Origin of the sequence: Sphingomonas mesophila, assembly GCF_003499275.1 — a bacterium.
GTDB lineage: Bacteria > Pseudomonadota > Alphaproteobacteria > Sphingomonadales > Sphingomonadaceae > Sphingomicrobium > Sphingomicrobium mesophilum.
In genome coordinates this window covers 1,003,518-1,018,919 of record NZ_QWDF01000001.1, presented here as the reverse complement: position 1 = coordinate 1,018,919, position 15,402 = coordinate 1,003,518, and the positions used below count along the sequence as shown (strand labels likewise).

At 68.0% G+C, this 15,402-nt stretch carries 16 protein-coding genes; 5 read left to right on the top strand and 11 right to left on the bottom strand.

The window, feature by feature from the left end:
• Position 1: 1 nt before the first annotated feature.
• The 3 genes from D0Z60_RS05275 to msrA all read right to left on the bottom strand — a co-directional run bounded on the left by D0Z60_RS05275 (position 2) and on the right by msrA (position 2,324).
• The gene (locus tag D0Z60_RS05275; protein ID WP_118857282.1) at positions 2-844 is read right to left on the bottom strand and encodes an AAA family ATPase; all 843 of its coding nucleotides are present in this window, start codon (positions 842-844) and stop codon (positions 2-4) included.
• Between the two features lie 29 nt (positions 845-873).
• Entirely contained in the window at positions 874-1,542 is a 669-nt protein-coding gene (locus tag D0Z60_RS05270; RefSeq protein ID WP_240325552.1) for a DUF6975 family protein, read from the bottom strand.
• Positions 1,543-1,676: 134 nt separating this feature from the next.
• Positions 1,677-2,324 (bottom strand): peptide-methionine (S)-S-oxide reductase MsrA, encoded by a 648-nt coding sequence (gene msrA, locus D0Z60_RS05265; RefSeq protein WP_240325551.1) that lies wholly within the window; start codon positions 2,322-2,324, stop codon positions 1,677-1,679.
• A gap of 77 nt (positions 2,325-2,401) precedes the next feature.
• Between msrA and acs the strand changes: the two genes are divergently transcribed.
• Positions 2,402-4,336 (top strand): acetate--CoA ligase, encoded by a 1,935-nt coding sequence (gene acs / locus D0Z60_RS05260; protein WP_240325550.1) that lies wholly within the window; start codon positions 2,402-2,404, stop codon positions 4,334-4,336.
• A gap of 53 nt (positions 4,337-4,389) precedes the next feature.
• The gene (locus D0Z60_RS05255) at positions 4,390-5,142 is read left to right on the top strand and encodes an inositol monophosphatase family protein (protein WP_118857280.1); all 753 of its coding nucleotides are present in this window, start codon (positions 4,390-4,392) and stop codon (positions 5,140-5,142) included.
• Here the strand turns inward: D0Z60_RS05255 and hisIE are convergent.
• From hisIE to D0Z60_RS05215, 8 genes are read right to left on the bottom strand one after another with little or no spacing between them, the layout of a single operon-like run.
• On the bottom strand, positions 5,112-5,738 hold the full coding sequence (hisIE, locus tag D0Z60_RS05250; RefSeq protein WP_118857279.1) for a bifunctional phosphoribosyl-AMP cyclohydrolase/phosphoribosyl-ATP diphosphatase HisIE: 627 nt from the start codon (positions 5,736-5,738) through the stop codon (positions 5,112-5,114). The genes D0Z60_RS05255 and hisIE overlap by 31 nt on opposite strands.
• Positions 5,735-6,502 carry an imidazole glycerol phosphate synthase subunit HisF gene (gene hisF, locus D0Z60_RS05245; RefSeq protein WP_118857278.1) on the bottom strand — a complete coding sequence of 256 codons (768 nt, stop codon included), beginning with the start codon at positions 6,500-6,502 and terminating at the stop codon, positions 5,735-5,737. Before hisF ends, hisIE begins: the two co-directional genes overlap by 4 nt.
• A complete protein-coding gene (locus tag D0Z60_RS05240) occupies positions 6,489-7,217 on the bottom strand; it encodes a 1-(5-phosphoribosyl)-5-[(5-phosphoribosylamino)methylideneamino]imidazole-4-carboxamide isomerase (RefSeq protein ID WP_118857277.1) in 729 nt (242 codons plus the stop codon). Before D0Z60_RS05240 ends, hisF begins: the two co-directional genes overlap by 14 nt.
• Complete coding sequence (gene hisH / locus D0Z60_RS05235; protein ID WP_118857276.1) at positions 7,214-7,801, bottom strand: imidazole glycerol phosphate synthase subunit HisH; 588 nt, start codon at positions 7,799-7,801, stop codon at positions 7,214-7,216. Before hisH ends, D0Z60_RS05240 begins: the two co-directional genes overlap by 4 nt.
• A complete protein-coding gene (hisC, locus tag D0Z60_RS05230; RefSeq protein WP_118857275.1) occupies positions 7,798-9,438 on the bottom strand; it encodes a histidinol-phosphate transaminase in 1,641 nt (546 codons plus the stop codon). Before hisC ends, hisH begins: the two co-directional genes overlap by 4 nt.
• Positions 9,435-10,706, bottom strand: a complete 1,272-nt coding sequence (gene hisD / locus D0Z60_RS05225) for a histidinol dehydrogenase (protein ID WP_118857274.1) — start codon at positions 10,704-10,706, stop codon at positions 9,435-9,437. The genes hisC and hisD overlap by 4 nt, the downstream gene beginning before the upstream one ends.
• Positions 10,706-11,599 carry an ATP phosphoribosyltransferase gene (gene hisG, locus D0Z60_RS05220; RefSeq protein ID WP_118857273.1) on the bottom strand — a complete coding sequence of 298 codons (894 nt, stop codon included), beginning with the start codon at positions 11,597-11,599 and terminating at the stop codon, positions 10,706-10,708. The genes hisD and hisG overlap by 1 nt, the downstream gene beginning before the upstream one ends.
• Entirely contained in the window at positions 11,596-11,913 is a 318-nt protein-coding gene (locus tag D0Z60_RS05215) for a YerC/YecD family TrpR-related protein (RefSeq protein WP_118857272.1), read from the bottom strand. The genes hisG and D0Z60_RS05215 overlap by 4 nt, the downstream gene beginning before the upstream one ends.
• A 237-nt stretch (positions 11,914-12,150) precedes the next feature.
• On the opposite strand from D0Z60_RS05215, the gene D0Z60_RS05210 reads away from it, so the two are divergent.
• From D0Z60_RS05210 to D0Z60_RS05200, 3 genes are read left to right on the top strand one after another with little or no spacing between them, the layout of a single operon-like run.
• Positions 12,151-12,795 (top strand): polysaccharide biosynthesis/export family protein, encoded by a 645-nt coding sequence (locus D0Z60_RS05210; protein ID WP_162888094.1) that lies wholly within the window; start codon positions 12,151-12,153, stop codon positions 12,793-12,795.
• Positions 12,796-12,832: 37 nt separating this feature from the next.
• Positions 12,833-13,939, top strand: coding sequence for a hypothetical protein (locus D0Z60_RS05205; protein ID WP_162888093.1), 1,107 nt, complete (start codon positions 12,833-12,835; stop codon positions 13,937-13,939).
• The gene (locus tag D0Z60_RS05200) at positions 13,936-15,402 is read left to right on the top strand and encodes a GumC family protein (protein ID WP_118857269.1); all 1,467 of its coding nucleotides are present in this window, start codon (positions 13,936-13,938) and stop codon (positions 15,400-15,402) included. The genes D0Z60_RS05205 and D0Z60_RS05200 overlap by 4 nt, the downstream gene beginning before the upstream one ends.

Genomic DNA, 15,402 nt, shown 5'->3' with positions numbered 1-15,402 from the left:
CCTAGCCCTGACGCCTGGCCATGAAGGCGAGGCGCTCGAATAGCATGACGTCGGCCTCGTTCTTCAGCAGCGCGCCGTGCAACGGGGGGATCGCCTTGGTCGGGTCGCGGTTCTGGAGGACCTCGAGCGGCATGTCCTCATGCAGCAAGAGCTTGAGCCAGTCGATCAGCTCGCTGGTCGACGGTTTCTTCTTCAGCCCAGGCACCTCGCGAATGTCGTAGAACAGGTCGAGCGCTCGGCTGACCAGCATGCGCTGGATGCCGGGGAAGTGGACCTCGACGATCGCCTCCATCGTCGCCCGATCGGGAAAGCGGATGTAATGGAAGAAGCAGCGCCGCAGGAACGCGTCGGGCAGCTCCTTCTCGTTGTTCGAGGTAATTACCACCACCGGTCGCTCGGCGGCGCGGACCGTCTCGCCGGTCTCGTAGACATGAAATTCCATGCGATCGAGTTCCTGCAGCAAATCATTGGGAAACTCGATGTCGGCCTTGTCGATCTCGTCGATCAGCAGCACCGGCAGCTGCGGCGCGGTGAACGCCTCCCACAATTTGCCCTTGCGGATGTAGTTCGAGATATCATGAACCCGCGGGTCGCCGAGTTGCCCGTCGCGGAGCCGCGCCACCGCGTCATATTCGTACAAGCCCTGGACCGCGCGGGTGGTCGACTTGACGTGCCATTCGATCAGCGGCGCCCCGAGCGCGCCTGCGATCTCGTGCGCCAGGACGGTCTTGCCGGTGCCCGGCTCGCCCTTGACCAGCAGCGGCCGGCGCAGCGTGACGGCGGCGTTGACCGCGACCTTGAGGTCGTCGGTCGCGACATAATTGGTGGTGCCTTCGAATTTCATGGCCCGGCCCTAAGGCGCGGGCGGCGCGATTAAAAGTCCTCGCGCGCTCCGGCGCGGGCTTCGAGCAGGTCGAACAAGGCGCGGTGCTGGAGCTGCAATTGCTCGGCGCCGAACGCCAGCGCCCGTTCGCTCGCCGCGCCTTCGGTGCCGAGCGCGATCGCCTCGGCCAACGCTCCGTCGTCCGGCAGCGTGCTGTCCGGGCAATCCATCCCGGCGCGCTCGGCCGCCTTGTCGAGAATCGCGCGAATCTGCCGCCAGTCGTGAACCAGCGCGGTCGTCGCGCCGAGCGCGCAGCCGGTGCGCTCGGAGCGGGCAAGGGTCTCGATCGCCCGGCGCTGCGCGACCAAAGCGGATTCGGTCGCGGCCGATCCGGGGGTCGAGGGGAGGGGGCCGACCGAAGAAGTCAGCCGGACGAGGAACAGCCGCTCGCGCTCGAACGCGTCGGCGGTCGCACGCAGCCAGTCGCGCACCGGCGATGCGGCGGCGGTGGAAGCAATGTCGGCGAGACCCGGAAACTTGCCGTGGATCGCGCACAGCAGGTGCACCGCGTCGGCGAGGTCGCGGCTGGTGGTCGGCGAGGTAGCGGTAATCAGGGCGCGCGCATAGGCATGTTCAGTGAGGCCCGACCCGGCGACCCGCGCAAGATGCGTCGCGACGATGTCGACGCTGCCCGTCGCACGTGCCGGATTGGTTGCCATTCCCGTCTCTTTCGTCATCGCCGATAGGCTAGTCGCATGCTTCCTAACCGCCGGGCGTAAAGACGCGGTTTATGGCCGGGTAAGGAAAAGGTCAGATTGGTTACGATCCGTGCCTTTGCGGGACGGCGGCTTGGCTAGCTGCGGTACAGTGCCGGCGCCGCCCGTTTGAGTGCGCGAAGCTTGGGCGCGTCGTGCGCGAGAATGTAGGGATGGAGCGGGTTGCGCCGCATGAAATCCTGGTGCGCCGCCTCGGCCGCGAAGAAGTGCCCGCTTTCGATGCGGGTAACGATCGGCCGCCGATAGATGCCCGAGCGCGACAGTTGCGCGATATAGGCGGCGGCGACAGCGCGTTGCCGGGCGTCCTGCGGGAACACCGCCGAACGATAACTCCGCCCGCTGTCGGGGCCCTGGCGGTTGAGCTGGGTCGGGTCGTGCGCGACCGAGAAGAACAGGCGCAGAAGTGTGCCGTAACTCACCTGCCGCGGGTCATAGGTGATCTTCACTACCTCGGCATGGTTCGTCCGGTTGGTGCTGACGGCGCTGTAATTGGCATCCGCGGCCGTCCCTCCGGCATAGCCCGAAACCACCGACCGGACGCCCCGCACATGCTCGAACACCGCTTCGACACCCCAGAAGCAACCGCCCGCCAGCACCGCCGTCTGCAATCCGGCGCTCGCGGGCACGTCCAGCGCCGGAGGCGGGGCCAGTTGCTGGCCGGCGGCGCTCGCGCCCGTGCAGGCGGACGCGGCGAGCATCAAGGCGATCATCGGGGCTTTCATCATGGGGCCTTTCGCTGGGCAGGTCGCCTGGCCTAGCGTTGGCGTTCATCACGTGAATGAATGCTGGCAGGAGTAGTGCCGTGGCCGCTGAGCGCATCCCCGTTCCCGACGCCTGGGCCGCTAGCGCCCTCGTCGATCGCGCCCGCTACGACGAGATGGCCGCGCGCGCCGCTGACGATCCCGACGGCTTTTGGCGCGAACAGGCGGCGCGGCTCGACTGGATCCGGCCGTTCACGACGGTCGCCAATTGCAGCTTCCACGAAGCCGATTTCCGGATCGAATGGTTCGCCGACGGGACTCTCAACCTCGCCGCCAACTGCCTCGACCGCCATCTCGCGACGCGCGGCGACGCGATCGCGATCATCTGGGAGCCGGATGACCCCGAGGAGGACGCGCGGCGCATCACCTACCGCGAGCTTCATCGCGACGTCTGCCGTTTCGCCAATGCGCTTAAAGTCCAGGGCGTGAAGCGCGGCGACCGGGTGACCATCTATCTGCCGATGGTGCCGGAAGCGGCAGTGGCGATGCTCGCCTGCGCGCGCATTGGCGCGATTCATTCGGTGGTGTTCGGCGGCTTTTCGCCCGACTCGCTCGGCGGCCGGATCCGCGACTGCGATTCGTCGCTCGTCATCACCGCCGACGAGGGGCTTCGCGGCGGCAAACGCGTGCCGCTCAAGGCCAATGTCGACCGCGCGCTCGCCGACTGTCCGAGCGTCGAGCGGGTCGTCGTCCTGCGCCGCACCGGCGCGAGCATCGCGATGACCGAAGGCCGCGACCTGTGGTGGCACGACGCGGTCACCGACGTCGCGGACGACTGCCCGCCCGAGGAAATGGGCGCCGAGGACCCGTTGTTCATCCTCTACACCTCGGGCTCGACCGGCCAGCCCAAGGGCGTGCTCCACACCACCGGCGGCTATGGCGTATGGGCCGCGCTGACTCACGAGATCGTGTTCGATTACCGGCCCGGGCAAGTTTATTGGTGCACCGCCGATGTCGGCTGGGTCACTGGCCACAGCTACATCGTCTACGGCCCGCTCGCCAACGGCGCGACGACTTTGTTGCTCGAGGGCGTTCCCAACCACCCCGACCCGTCGCGCTTTTGGCAGGTGATCGACAAGCACCGGGTCGAGATCTTCTACACCGCCCCGACCGCGCTGCGCGCGCTGATGCGCGAAGGCGACGAATGGGTCGCGCGCACCGACCGCTCGTCGCTGCGCCTGCTCGGAACCGTCGGCGAGCCGATCAACCCCGAGGCGTGGGACTGGTATCACCGGGTGGTCGGAGAGCGCCGCTGCCCGATCGTCGATACCTGGTGGCAGACCGAGACCGGCGGCATCCTGATCTCGCCGCTGCCCGGAGCGACCGACCTCAAGCCCGGCAGCGCAACCCTGCCGCTGCCCGGAGTCGAGCCGAAGCTGCTCAGCGGTGAAGGGGAGGTGCTCGACGGCGCGGCCGAGGGCTGTCTCGTCCTGGCGCGTAGCTGGCCGGGACAGATGCGCACCGTCTACGGCGACCACGAGCGCTTCTTCCAGACCTATTTCGCGACCTTCCCCGGATACTATTTCAGTGGCGACGGCTGCCGCCGCGACGCCGACGGCTATTATTGGATCACCGGGCGGATCGACGACGTCATCAACGTTTCCGGCCACCGCCTCGGCACCGCCGAGATCGAGAGCGCGCTGGTCGCCCACCGCGACGTCGCCGAGGCGGCGGTGGTCGGCATGCCGCACGACATCAAGGGGCAGGGCATCTACGCCTTCGTCACGCTCAACGCCGGCACCGGCGGCGACGAGGCGCTGCGCCGAGAGCTCGTGCAATGGGTGCGCGGCGAGATCGGCCCGATCGCCACCCCCGACACCATCCACTTCGCGCCCGGACTGCCCAAGACCCGAAGCGGCAAGATCATGCGCCGGATCCTGCGCAAGATCGCCGAGGGCGACACCGCCAATCTCGGCGACACCTCGACCCTGGCCGATCCCGGAGTTGTCGACCAATTGCTCGCCGCGCGCAGCTGACCGCGCCCAAAAGGCTGCTTGCCCGCCGCCCCGCGACCTGCTGAACGCGCGCCATGAACCGGGCTTTCTTCGAGCAATTGTCCGCAGCAGCGCGCGACGTGATCGCGCGCGAGATCGCGGCGGGTTTGGTTGGCGAGAATAAGGCACTCGCGGGGTTCGACCCGGTCACCGCCGCCGATCGCGCCGCCGAACGCGAGCTTCGCGCGCTGATCGAGCGCGCCTATCCCGACCACGGCATCAGCGGCGAGGAGTTTCCAACCGTCCGCCCGGACGCCCGGTTGCGCTGGAGCCTCGACCCGGTCGACGGCACCCGCGCCCTGCTGTGCGGCCTGCCGAGCTGGGCGATCCTGGTCGGCCTGATCGAGGACGGCCACCACATCGCCGGCATGATCGACCTTCCCGCCATCGACGAGACGCTGATTGCGGTCGACGGCACGACCTGGCGCAACGGCGCGCCGGTGCGCACCAGCGGCTGCACCGAACTAGCCGCGGCGCGCTTCTCGACCACCGACCCCTTCCTGTTCTCGGGCGACGAGGCGAGAGCCGTCAAGCGCGTGCGCCGGTCAGTCCGCCTGACCCGCTTCGGGCTCGACGCCATGGCCTATGCGCGGATCGCCACCGGCGGCATCGACCTGGCCGTCGAGAACAGCCTTCACCCGCACGATTACGACGCGCTGATCCCGGTGGTTCGCGGCGCCGGCGGGCACATCGGCGACTGGAGCGGCGGATCGGCATTCGACGGCGGACGCGTGGTCGCTGCCGCCACTCGCGAACTTTACGAGGCGGCGGTCGCGCTGCTCGCGTGACGGCGCCGCAGCTCGTCGGTCACCTCCGCCCACGAGCTGCCCGTCTCGCGCAGCAGCACGGTGAGATGGTAGAGCAAATCCGCGGCCTCGGCGGTCACCTCCGCGGCATCTCCGCCCGCCGCCGCCAGCGCCACTTCGACACCCTCCTCACCAAACTTCTGCGCGATCCGCTTTACGCCCGCCGCGACCAGTCGCGCGGTATAGCTCTCCGCCGGATCGGCCGCGGTGCGCTCGTCGACGATTGCCGCCAGGCTGGCCAGAAAGCCGGTGCCGGGCGCGCCGCCCTCGCCGAAGCAGCTCGCGGCGCCGGTATGGCACGTCGGCCCGCGCGGCTGGGCGAGCACCAGCAGCGAATCGCGATCGCAATCGGTGCGCAGATCGACCAGATCGAGCAGATTGCCGCTGCTCTCGCCCTTGCGCCACAAGCGGTTCTTGGAGCGGCTGAAGAAGGTGACGAACCCGTCGCGCAAGGTCGCCTCGAGCGCGGCGCGGTCCATCATCCCGACCATCCGCACCTCGCCGCTCGCGGCGTCCTGGATGACCGCCGGGATGAGCCCGCCGCTCTTGTTCCAATCGAGCGTCGCCGGGTCGATCATGGCCGCACCTCGATCCCGCGCCTGGCGAGAAACCGCTTCAATTCGGGAATGGCGATCCGCCGGTCGTGGAACACGCTCGCCGCCAACGCGCCGCTCGCCCCCGCGTCAAACGCATCCGCGAAATGCGCCATCTCGCCGGCGCCGCCCGAAATGATCACCGGCACGTCCACGGCCGCGATCAGGGCGCACAGCTGCGCCGAGTCGTAACCCTGACGGACCCCGTCCTGATCGATGCAATTGAGCACGATCTCTCCCGCCCCGAGCCGCACCGCTTCGACCGCCCAGGCGATCGTCTCGCGCCCGGAATCGCGGGTCGCTTCGGGACTTCCGCTATATTGCTTCACCGTCAGCCGCCCGTCGTCGCCCAACCGGCTGTCGATCCCGAGCACCACGCACTGTCGTCCGAATGCTTGCGCCAATTCGGCGATCAGCTCGGGCCCCTCGAGCGCGGGCGAATTGATGCTGATCTTGTCGGCCCCGGCGGCGAGGCAGCGCGCGGCGGTGTCGCGGTCGCGAATGCCCCCGGCGACCGCGAACGGTATATCGATCAACGCCGAAACCCGCGCGATCCAGCCGGTGTCGACGCTGCGCCCGTCGGGGCTCGCGGTGATGTCGTAAAAGACCAGCTCGTCCGCCCCCTCGTCGCGATAGCGAAGCGCGAAATCGACGATGTCGCCGACGTCGCGATGGTCGGCGAACCGCACGCCCTTGACCACCCGCCCGTCGGCGACGTCGAGGCACGGGATGATCCTAGCCGCGGGCACACTGGACTCCTTCGGCGGCGGTGAAGCGGCCCTCCCAGATCGCCTTGCCGACGATCGCCGCCGCCGCGCCGGAGTCGCGCAGGAGGTCGAGATCGGCGAGGGTCGCCACGCCGCCCGAAGCCTGCAGCTCCAGGTTCGGAAATTCGCGCACGATCGTCAGCGTCAGCGCGACGTTAGGGCCGCTCAGCATTCCGTCGCGGGCGATGTCGGTCACCAGCACATGCCGCACCGCCGGGAATTGCCCGAGCAGCTCGAACAGGCTGCGCGCCGACCCGCGGCTCCAGCCATGCGTGGCGACCATCGGCGTGCCGTCCTCCATCCGGACGTCGAGCGCCAGCGTCAGCCGCTCGGCCCCGAACCGCTCGAGCATCGCCGCGAATGCGTCCGGATCGAGCAGCGCGAGGCTGCCGATGACGACGCGCGCAACACCGGCGTCCAGCACCCGTGCGACCTGCTCTTCTGTTCGAAACCCACCCGCAACCTGAAGCGCGATCGGCGAGCTTCCCGCCAGGCGCGCAAACAGGTCATGCTGGCGCGGCTCACCCGCCCGCGCGCCGTCGAGATCGACCAAATGCGCGGTCTCGGCGCCGGCTTCGGCGAACGCTGCAAGCGCCGCTGCCGGATCGTCGGAATAGACCGTCTCGCGGGCGAAATCGCCCTGCGCCAGTCTCACGCAGCGGCCGCCGATGAGGTCGATGGCGGGGATCAGTTTCATGCGCCCAGGAACGCCTCGAGGAAGCTCGCCCCGGCGGCGGACGAGCGTTCGGGATGGAATTGCACGCCCCACAGAGGCCCGGCCCGAAGCGCCGCCGGAAAGCGGCGCGCGCCGTGGCGCGCCCGGGCCGCGGTCGCCGGGCCGTCGTCGCACGCTAGGCTGTGCGCGAAATAGACGTAGTTGCCCGCCGCCAGCCCGATTGCCGGGTCGGCTTCGTCGAGCCGCGTCCAGCCCATGTGCGGCACCGGGCACCCGGGGGCAGCGGCAAGCGCGCGCACCCGGCCGTCGACCAGCCCGAGGCACGCCACGTCGCCCTCTTCGGAATGGTCGAACATCAACTGCATGCCGAGACAGATGCCGAGCGTCGGACGAGTGCGACGCCGAAGCGCCGCATCCAGCCCGAGTTCGCGCAATCGGCCCATCGCGAAACCGGCCGAGCCCACTCCCGGGATGACGACTCGCTCGGCCCGCTCGACCGCCGCGGAATCGCTTACCGGCACCGCCCGCGCCCCGAGCCGCGCAAAGCCGAGGCGCACCGAATCGGTGTTGCCGTAGCCGGCGTCGAGAATCGCGACGTCGCTCACAGCACGCCCTTGGTCGACGGCAGGGAGCGCTCGCCCGAGCCGTCGAGCGCAATCGCGCCGCGCAAGGCCCGGCCGAACGCCTTGAAGCAGCCTTCCACCTTGTGGTGGTCGTTGTCACCGTCAACCCGCACATGGATCGCGGCGCCCAGGCTGTCGGCGAGGCTCCGGAAAATGTGCGGCACCATCTCGGTCGGCAGGTCCCCGACGCTGGCCGTTGCGAACCCGCCCTCGAACTTGGCAAACGGCCGTCCGGACAGGTCGATCAGCACTTCGGCGCGAGTCTCGTCCATCGGTAGCGCGAAGCCGAAGCGGCCGATGCCCGCCTTGTCGCCGAGCGCGGTCTTCAACCCCTGGCCCAGCACGATGGCGATGTCCTCGACGCTGTGGTGCGAGTCGGTCGCAAGGTCGCCCTGGCACGCCAGAACGAGGCTGAACCCGCCGTGCGCCGCGACCTGGTCGAGCATGTGATCGTAGAACGGAATACCGCTCGAAATGCGCCGCGGCTCGGCTCGGTCGAGGTCGATCGCCAGCGCGATCCTGGTCTCGTTGGTGTCGCGCACGATCTCGGCGCGCCGCGCCGGCCGCGCCTCCTCGCCAAGCCCGAACACGGCGAGCAGCGCCGCATTCTCGGCTTCCGTGCCGATCGTGATCCGAACGCCGCCGGGAGCGGCCTTGGGCCGAAAGCGCACCCGGATCGCCGCCGCCGCGAGCCGCCGGGACAGATCATCGGGATCGTCCACCTCGAGGAACAGGAAATTGCCGCCGGCGCGGAGTCGCTTCACCTGAGCCGCTTCGCCCAGTCGTTCCGCCAACCGGCCGCGATCGGCAAGGATTCGCGCCACGCGCTCGGCATGGATCGGCATCCGCTCCGGGCTCAGCGCCCCTAGCGCCGCGGCAATCGACGGCCCGGGCAGCGGGTAGGGCGGAGAAACGCGCGCCAGCAGTTCGATGATCGAGGGGTCGGCAACCGCGCAGCCAATGCGCGCCCCGGCCAAGCCATAGGCCTTCGACAGCGTCCGAAGCACCACGAGATTGGCGATCAGTCCGGCTTCGGCTGCGAGGCTCGGCGCGTCCGAAAACTCGCCATAGGCCTCGTCCGCGACGACGATCGTGTCGGGCAGCGCCGCCGCGATCCGCCGCACGTCGGCCGGGTCGACCGGCGTCCCGGTCGGGTTGTTGGGCGTGCACAGGAACAGCAGCTTGGGCCGGGCAGGCGCCACGGTGGCGAGCACTGCATCCGCATCGAACGCGAGATCGTCGGTAAGCCTCGCCGCGACCACGCCCGCGCCCTGGATGCGGGCAAATTGCGCATAGGCCGCGAAGGTCGGCTCGACCAACGCCACGCTATCCTCGACGGCGCGGCAGAACGCGCGGACCAACAGGTCGATGGCGTCGTCGCTGCCGCGCGTCACCCACAGCGATCCCGGCGCGACCCCGTGGAGGTCGGCAAGGCGGCGGCGCAGCTCGGTCGGCTGCGGGTCGGGATAGCGGTTGATCGCCGGCTGGCCCGCCACCAGCGATCCGAAGGGATTCTCGTTGGCGTCGAGCCGGATCGTTCCGGCCAGCGGCGCTCCGGCGATGTCGACCGGCGGCAGCGCGAGGATTTCGGGGCGCGCCAGGCGCTCGGCGAGGCTCATGCCGCGGCCCTCGCCTCGGCGGCGCGCGCATGCGCCTCGAGCCCCTCCAGCCGCGCCAGCGCAGCTGCCGGGCCGGCCAGCGCAGCCGCCGCAACAGGGCCGACGCGCTGAACCGTGACCGCCTTCAGGAAGCTCATCGTCGACACCCCGCCGGTGAAGCGCGCCGCGCCGTCAGTCGGAAGCACGTGGCTCGACCCCGCGAGATAATCGCCGAAGCTTTCCGCCGCGCCGTGACCCGCGAAGATCGCGCCGGCGTTGACGATCCGTGGCACCAGCAGGTCCGCGGCATCGGTCGCCAGGCTGAGATGCTCGGGCGCGTAGATGTTGGCGATCTCCACCGCCTGGTCGAGATCGGCGCACAGGATCGCCCGCGCCGGGGCAAAGACGCCGCCAATCGCCGCCGACTGCGCCGCCACTTCGCGGTCGACCGCGTCGATCAACGCCGCATCGGGCGACACCAGCAGCACCTGCGCGTCGAAGTCATGCTCGGCCTGGCTCAGCAGGTCGGCCGCCACCAGCGCTGGGTCCGCGCTCGTATCGGCGATCACCATCAGTTCCGACGGGCCCGCCGGCAAATCGATCCCCGGCCCGCCCGGAAGCGACGCGACCAGCGCCTTGGCCGCCGCGACCCACGCATTGCCCGGACCGAAGATGCGGTCGACCGGTGCGATGTCGCCGGCGCCGAACGCCAGCGCGGCGATCGCCTGCGCCCCGCCGAGGGTCCACACCGCCTCGATCGCGCACAGCTCCGCCGCCAGCGCCACCGCCGGGTCGAGCCCGCCGTCCCCGCGCGGCGGAGTGACGACGGTGAGCTGCGCCACACCAGCCACGCGCGCCGGGATCGCCAGCATCAGCAGGGTCGAGAACAACGGCGCCTTGCCGCCCGGCACATAGAGTCCCGCGCTGCCCAGCGGCCGCCACTGCTTGGCGACCGACAGGCCGGGCATCACCGCGACCTCGATGTCGCCGGGCAGGGTCGCGCGGTGGAACGCCTCGATATTGCGCCGCGCAAGCTCGATTGCGTCGAGGGTCGCCACCGGAAACGTCCGTCGCGCCTCCTCAGCGAACGGCGCGACCGCGACCAGTGCCGGCTCGGCCCCGTCGATCCGCACCGCCTGCTCGACCAGAGCCGCCCAGCCGCTCGCCCGCACATCCGCGACGATCGCGCGCACCGCGCCAAGCAGCGCGTCGTCCTCACGCCCGCCCGGCCGCGCCAGCATCGCCCGCCGCTCGGCCGATCCGGCGCTCGTCCAGTCGAATCGCTCCATCACAGCATCATCTTTTCGATTGGCATCACCAGGATCGCGGACGCGCCCTCGGCCTTGAGCCGCTCGAGCGTCTCCCAGAACACCGATTCCTGGCACACCGCTTGGACCGCGACATGGCCCTGGCGGCCGATCAGCGGGACCACCGTCGGCGCCTCGGCTCCCGGCAGGATTCGGATGATCGCGGGCAAAGCGGCCTCGGGCGCGTTGAGGACGATATATTTGCTTTCGGCGGTCGCGATCACGCCGTTGATCCGCGCCAGCAGCGCCTCGACCTTCTCGGCATGCGCGCGGTCGATCGGGCGGCGGGTCTGGACCAGCACCGCCTCGCTCTCGAACACGTCGGCGACCGCGGTGAGGCCGTTGGCGTCGAGCGTCGCTCCGGTCGACACCAGGTCGCACACGAACCCCGCGATCCCCAGCCGCGGCGCAAGCTCGACCGCGCCGCGCATCGTCACCACCTCCGCCGCGATCCCGCGCTCCGCCAGGAACCGCGCGGTAAGCTGCGGATAGGATGTCGCGATCCGTTGCCCCTCGAGCATCGCCAGATCAAACCGACCGATGCTGTCGGGCGCCGCGATCTTCAGCGAGCAGCGGCCGAAGCCGAGCCGCGCGACCTGCTCGAAGCGCCGCTCCGGTTGGCCCAGCGCATATTCCTCGAGCACGTTCTGCCCGACGATTCCGAGCTCGCACACGCCGTCGGCGACGAACGTCGGAATGTCGTCGTCGCGCACCAGCATCAGGTCGAGCGGGAAATTCTCGGCCCGCCCGCTGAGCGCATTCTTGCCGCCGTCGACCAGCTTGAGGCCGGCATCCTTGAGCAATTGCCGGCTTTGTTCGGACAGTCGCCCCGACTTCTGCAGCGCGAGGTGGAGGCGGTTGCGGTCCGGGCTCATCGCCGCGCCGCCTTGATCCGGTCCAGCAGCCGCCGATAGCCGCCATTCTCCTCCTGCCGCAGGAAGCGCGCGACGCGCACCACGGTGGTCGTGCTGACCCCGGTCTGCTCATGGATCTCGCGATAGGTCAGCGCGCCGTCGTCGAGCAGCTGCGCGACATGCCACCGCTCGGCCAGCGTGTGCACCTCGGCCGGAGTGCACAGATCGGCGAGGAAGCCGACCGCCTCCTCGCGGCTGTCGAGCTCGACAAGGGCATCGGCCAGATCCTCGATCAGGCTGAGACGGGCATCGGAAAGGGTCGCTGGGGGCGGCATGCTTGTTACAACGTGTTAGAACAATGGAACGCGCTGCCTAGCCCTAGGGCGACGCGATTGCAACCTCCCCCCTCGCCCCATTTCGAGACGGGCGTGTTCTCACGATTGAACTGCGCTGCTTCCCAGCGCACTTTCCGAAAACGATCGTAAATCAGCGCTTTAATTTGACATGAAGTTAACGCGATTTATGCTAATCGACGCGGGACCGTGCTCGGTTAGAGCCGGGGGAGGGTGTGCATGCGTGATTTAGTCAGCGTGAGGCTGTGGTCTGCTCGTCGATCCTATTTCCTTGCGACAATGCTCGTCCTACTTCTTGCTGCGCTTCCTGCTGGCCCGGTTGTGGCGCAGTCCGCGCCACCCTCCCAGGTCAGCGCGGAATATCGGGTGAACGCGGGCGACACGCTGGACGTACACGTCTGGGCCGAGGAGCGGATGCAGCGGGAGGTAAAGGTCCTCCCCGACGGGACTTTCGCATTTCCCCTCGCCGGTACGATCAAAGCGGAAGGAAAGACCGCACGCGACATTGGACTGGAAATGGAGGGCAAGATCGCCAGCCTGTTCCAGGGCGGAACTCCGGAAGTCACGGTTTCTGTCAAGGACACGTCGGGGATGCGCGTCTACGTGATCGGCAAGGTGCGTTCGCCAGGCAGTTATTCGGTTGGGCGAACCCTGAATGCGCTCCAGGCACTCACCCTTGCTGGCGGGCCGTCCGAGTTCGCGAATATTGCCCAGGCCGTGATCCTTCGGGAGACGTCGACCGGCCAGACCGCCGAGCGGGTCGATCTTTCGGAAGTCATGAAGGGTGCCCGCAGCATGGGCGCCGGGAAAGTGCCACAGACGATCCCCATCTTACGCAGCGGCGATGTCCTCGTCATTCCGTAGCGGCCCGGTGACATGCGTTGCCAAAGGAGTTTCTGGCGTGATGATGCTCGCCATGGCGTCATCCGCTGGCGCCGCCGAGCGGCGAGCGACGATCGCGGTGGCGAGCGGGATCAGTGCGGCCGACAATCCGTTCCTGTCGACTCAGGCGACGGTCAAGGCACTGCTGGCCGAGTTAAGTATTCAGCCCAGGCTGACCAGCAAGACGGAAACGTCGAGCGTTGAACTTTCCGGCTTGCTTGGTCACCGCCGGTATACCGGTGAACTAAGGTCGGACTATTTCGGCAATGGGCTGCTCGCTGCGACGGTCCGGAAGAGCGAGCGTCTCGCGTTCACGGGGTCCGCCCATTATCGGCACGAGACCAGCATCGACGCTCTTGAGGATACCTCCGGTGCGCTGGAGCCGCGCAGCGTTCGCAAGGCGCTCGGAGCGAGCGGGTCGGCAAGCTGGCTCGTTTCCGAACGCACGACCATGACCCCAAGCGTCTCGATCGAGCGCGTATCATATGGCCGTTCGGACGATCTGGTACGGTCGGATCGCCTGTCCGGCGGCTTGCTCTTTTCTCGCCGTCTGAGCGAATATGTCACGCTCGGACTAACGACCAATGCTGAGCTCATCGCCTTTGCCGGTGCACCCAAGGCCAGCGTGCTGTCGAGCGGCGCTAAGCTCGCCTATCGCCTGTCGGAGCATCTGGTGCTGGATGGCACGATTGGAATCGAACGCTCCGTCCATGCCGATCCGCAAGACCCCCTGGGAGGACGGGACAGCAGCATCAATCTGACCGGTCGCGGAAGCGTCTGCCGTAAGGGGCAGTACTCCAGTTTGTGCGCCGTTGCCTCGGCCCTGTCCGCGCCGACCGGTCGCGGTTCGATTGAACGTCGTCTTGCTGCCGGACTGGATTATGCGCTTCAGCTCGGCGAGTTCTCCAATCTTTCTCTCCGCGTCAATTATCAGCGCTCGTCAGCGATCCGCTCCGAGGAAAGCGAAAGGCTTGGTTTGCTGCAAGCGAGCGCAGGCTTCGCGAAGAAGGTGACCGACTTTCTCACCATAGATACGTATCTCAGCTATCGTCGGCGGGCCGCGAGCGCGACGGCAGACTCCACTCAGGCAGGCGTCAATTTGCGCTGGAAGGCAGGGCGAGAGTGACCACGGAAGAAGAGTACGAAGGAGGCATTTCGCTCTCGGAACTGGTTGCAACGCTGGTTCGGCGCAAGAATTGGCTGATTATTCCCGGCCTGCTCGGCACAGCCGTAGCCGGCGTTGCGGCGTTCGTGATGGATCCGGTCTATCAGTCGTCCGCAACGATCCTCATCGAATCTCAGCAAATTCCGACCAGCCTCGTGGCCTCGCCGATAACCAGCTACGCCGACGAACGTATCGCCAAGATCCGTCAACAAATCCTCAGCCGCGACAATCTCATCGATCTCATCAACAAGAACCGGCTCTATCCCGACGAGCGCGGGCAGAAGCAGCTCGTCGAGATTATCGAAATGATGCGCAGCGCCATCAAGGTCGACCTCGTCAGCGCCAATGTCGGCACATCGTCTCAGGGGCAGGGCGGCAAGGCGACGATCGCGTTTACCCTTGGCTTCGATTACGAAGATGCAGCGATTACCCAAAGCGTGACCGAGCAGCTGACGGCCATGTTCATCGATGCGGACGTCCGGCGCCGCACCGAGCAAGCGTCCGGAACCGCCGCCTTCCTGGCACGCCGGGCGGATGAGCTCCGGGATCGGGTGCAACGGGTCGAGGGTCAAATCGCCACGGTCCGCTCTCGCTACAATGGCGCGCTGCCAGATCAGGTCCTCGCCAGCTCGCAAAGCACGGCCGCCCTGCGCAGCGAGATCGCGCGCATCGACATCGAGGCCCAGGGACTGATGCAGAGCAACGCGCAACTGGCGGTCGCGGCGCAGGAGCGAAGCGCGAATCGTTCGGAGAACGAGCTCGCCGTGGCGGAGGCGAACCTGGCCAAGGTGACCGCCATCTACAGCGATCGTCACCCGGACGTGATTGCCGCCCGTGAAATGGTCCAGCGCCTTCGGCAGTCGGGCGCGGGCCGGGCTCAAGACATGGGCCCAGCGGTGTCGCAGCAGCTCCAGTCGGGCCGCACCCGGCTTGCTCTGCTCGATCGTCGCCGCGCCGAGCTCGAAGCCCAGGCCAGCCGTGCAGAGCAGCTGATCGGCATGTCGCCGCAGGCAGCGCACGAGATGAACGCGCTGACCCGCGAGTTCGAGAACCTCGATGACCAGTACCAGAAAATCCGTGAGCGTCAGCTCGAGGCCCAAGTTGCCGCCAATCTCGAGGCCGAAGAAAAGGGCGAGCGTTTCACATTGGTCGATGCGCCGCAGTTCCCGGAGCGGCCGGTCAGACCCAATCGGCCGCTGATCGTCCTGCTCGGCCTCTTTGGCGGTCTTGCCCTTGGCGCCGCCCTAACGTTTGTGATCGAGCTCCTCACCAGGCCGCTGCACGGTCCGGGCGCGATCGCGCGCCTTACCGGCCACCGTCCCTTGGGTTCGATTCCGCTGACTCCTCACGGAGCTTCCTTCGCCTCTCGCCCATCTCTATTGAGCAGGATCAAGCAATGGCTACCGACCCGGTCGCGGACCTAA

What these genes read in the sequence shown, in the direction of transcription:
- hisG (WP_118857273.1), bottom strand. Translation starts at nt 11,599, where the DNA reads ATGAGCCCGGACCGCAACCGCCTCCACCTCGCGCTGCAGAAGTCGGGG.
- hisC (WP_118857275.1), bottom strand. Translation starts at nt 9,438, where the DNA reads ATGAGCCTCGCCGAGCGCCTGGCGCGCCCCGAAATCCTCGCGCTGCCG.
- hisD (WP_118857274.1), bottom strand. Translation starts at nt 10,706, where the DNA reads ATGGAGCGATTCGACTGGACGAGCGCCGGATCGGCCGAGCGGCGGGCG.
- hisIE (WP_118857279.1), bottom strand. Translation starts at nt 5,738, where the DNA reads ATGATCGACCCGGCGACGCTCGATTGGAACAAGAGCGGCGGGCTCATC.
- D0Z60_RS05240 (WP_118857277.1), bottom strand. Translation starts at nt 7,217, where the DNA reads ATGAAACTGATCCCCGCCATCGACCTCATCGGCGGCCGCTGCGTGAGA.
- D0Z60_RS05270 (WP_240325552.1), bottom strand. Translation starts at nt 1,542, where the DNA reads ATGGCAACCAATCCGGCACGTGCGACGGGCAGCGTCGACATCGTCGCG.
- D0Z60_RS05255 (WP_118857280.1), top strand. Translation starts at nt 4,390, where the DNA reads ATGAACCGGGCTTTCTTCGAGCAATTGTCCGCAGCAGCGCGCGACGTG.
- D0Z60_RS05275 (WP_118857282.1), bottom strand. Translation starts at nt 844, where the DNA reads ATGAAATTCGAAGGCACCACCAATTATGTCGCGACCGACGACCTCAAG.
- msrA (WP_240325551.1), bottom strand. Translation starts at nt 2,324, where the DNA reads ATGATGAAAGCCCCGATGATCGCCTTGATGCTCGCCGCGTCCGCCTGC.
- D0Z60_RS05215 (WP_118857272.1), bottom strand. Translation starts at nt 11,913, where the DNA reads ATGCCGCCCCCAGCGACCCTTTCCGATGCCCGTCTCAGCCTGATCGAG.
- D0Z60_RS05210 (WP_162888094.1), top strand. Translation starts at nt 12,151, where the DNA reads ATGCGTGATTTAGTCAGCGTGAGGCTGTGGTCTGCTCGTCGATCCTAT.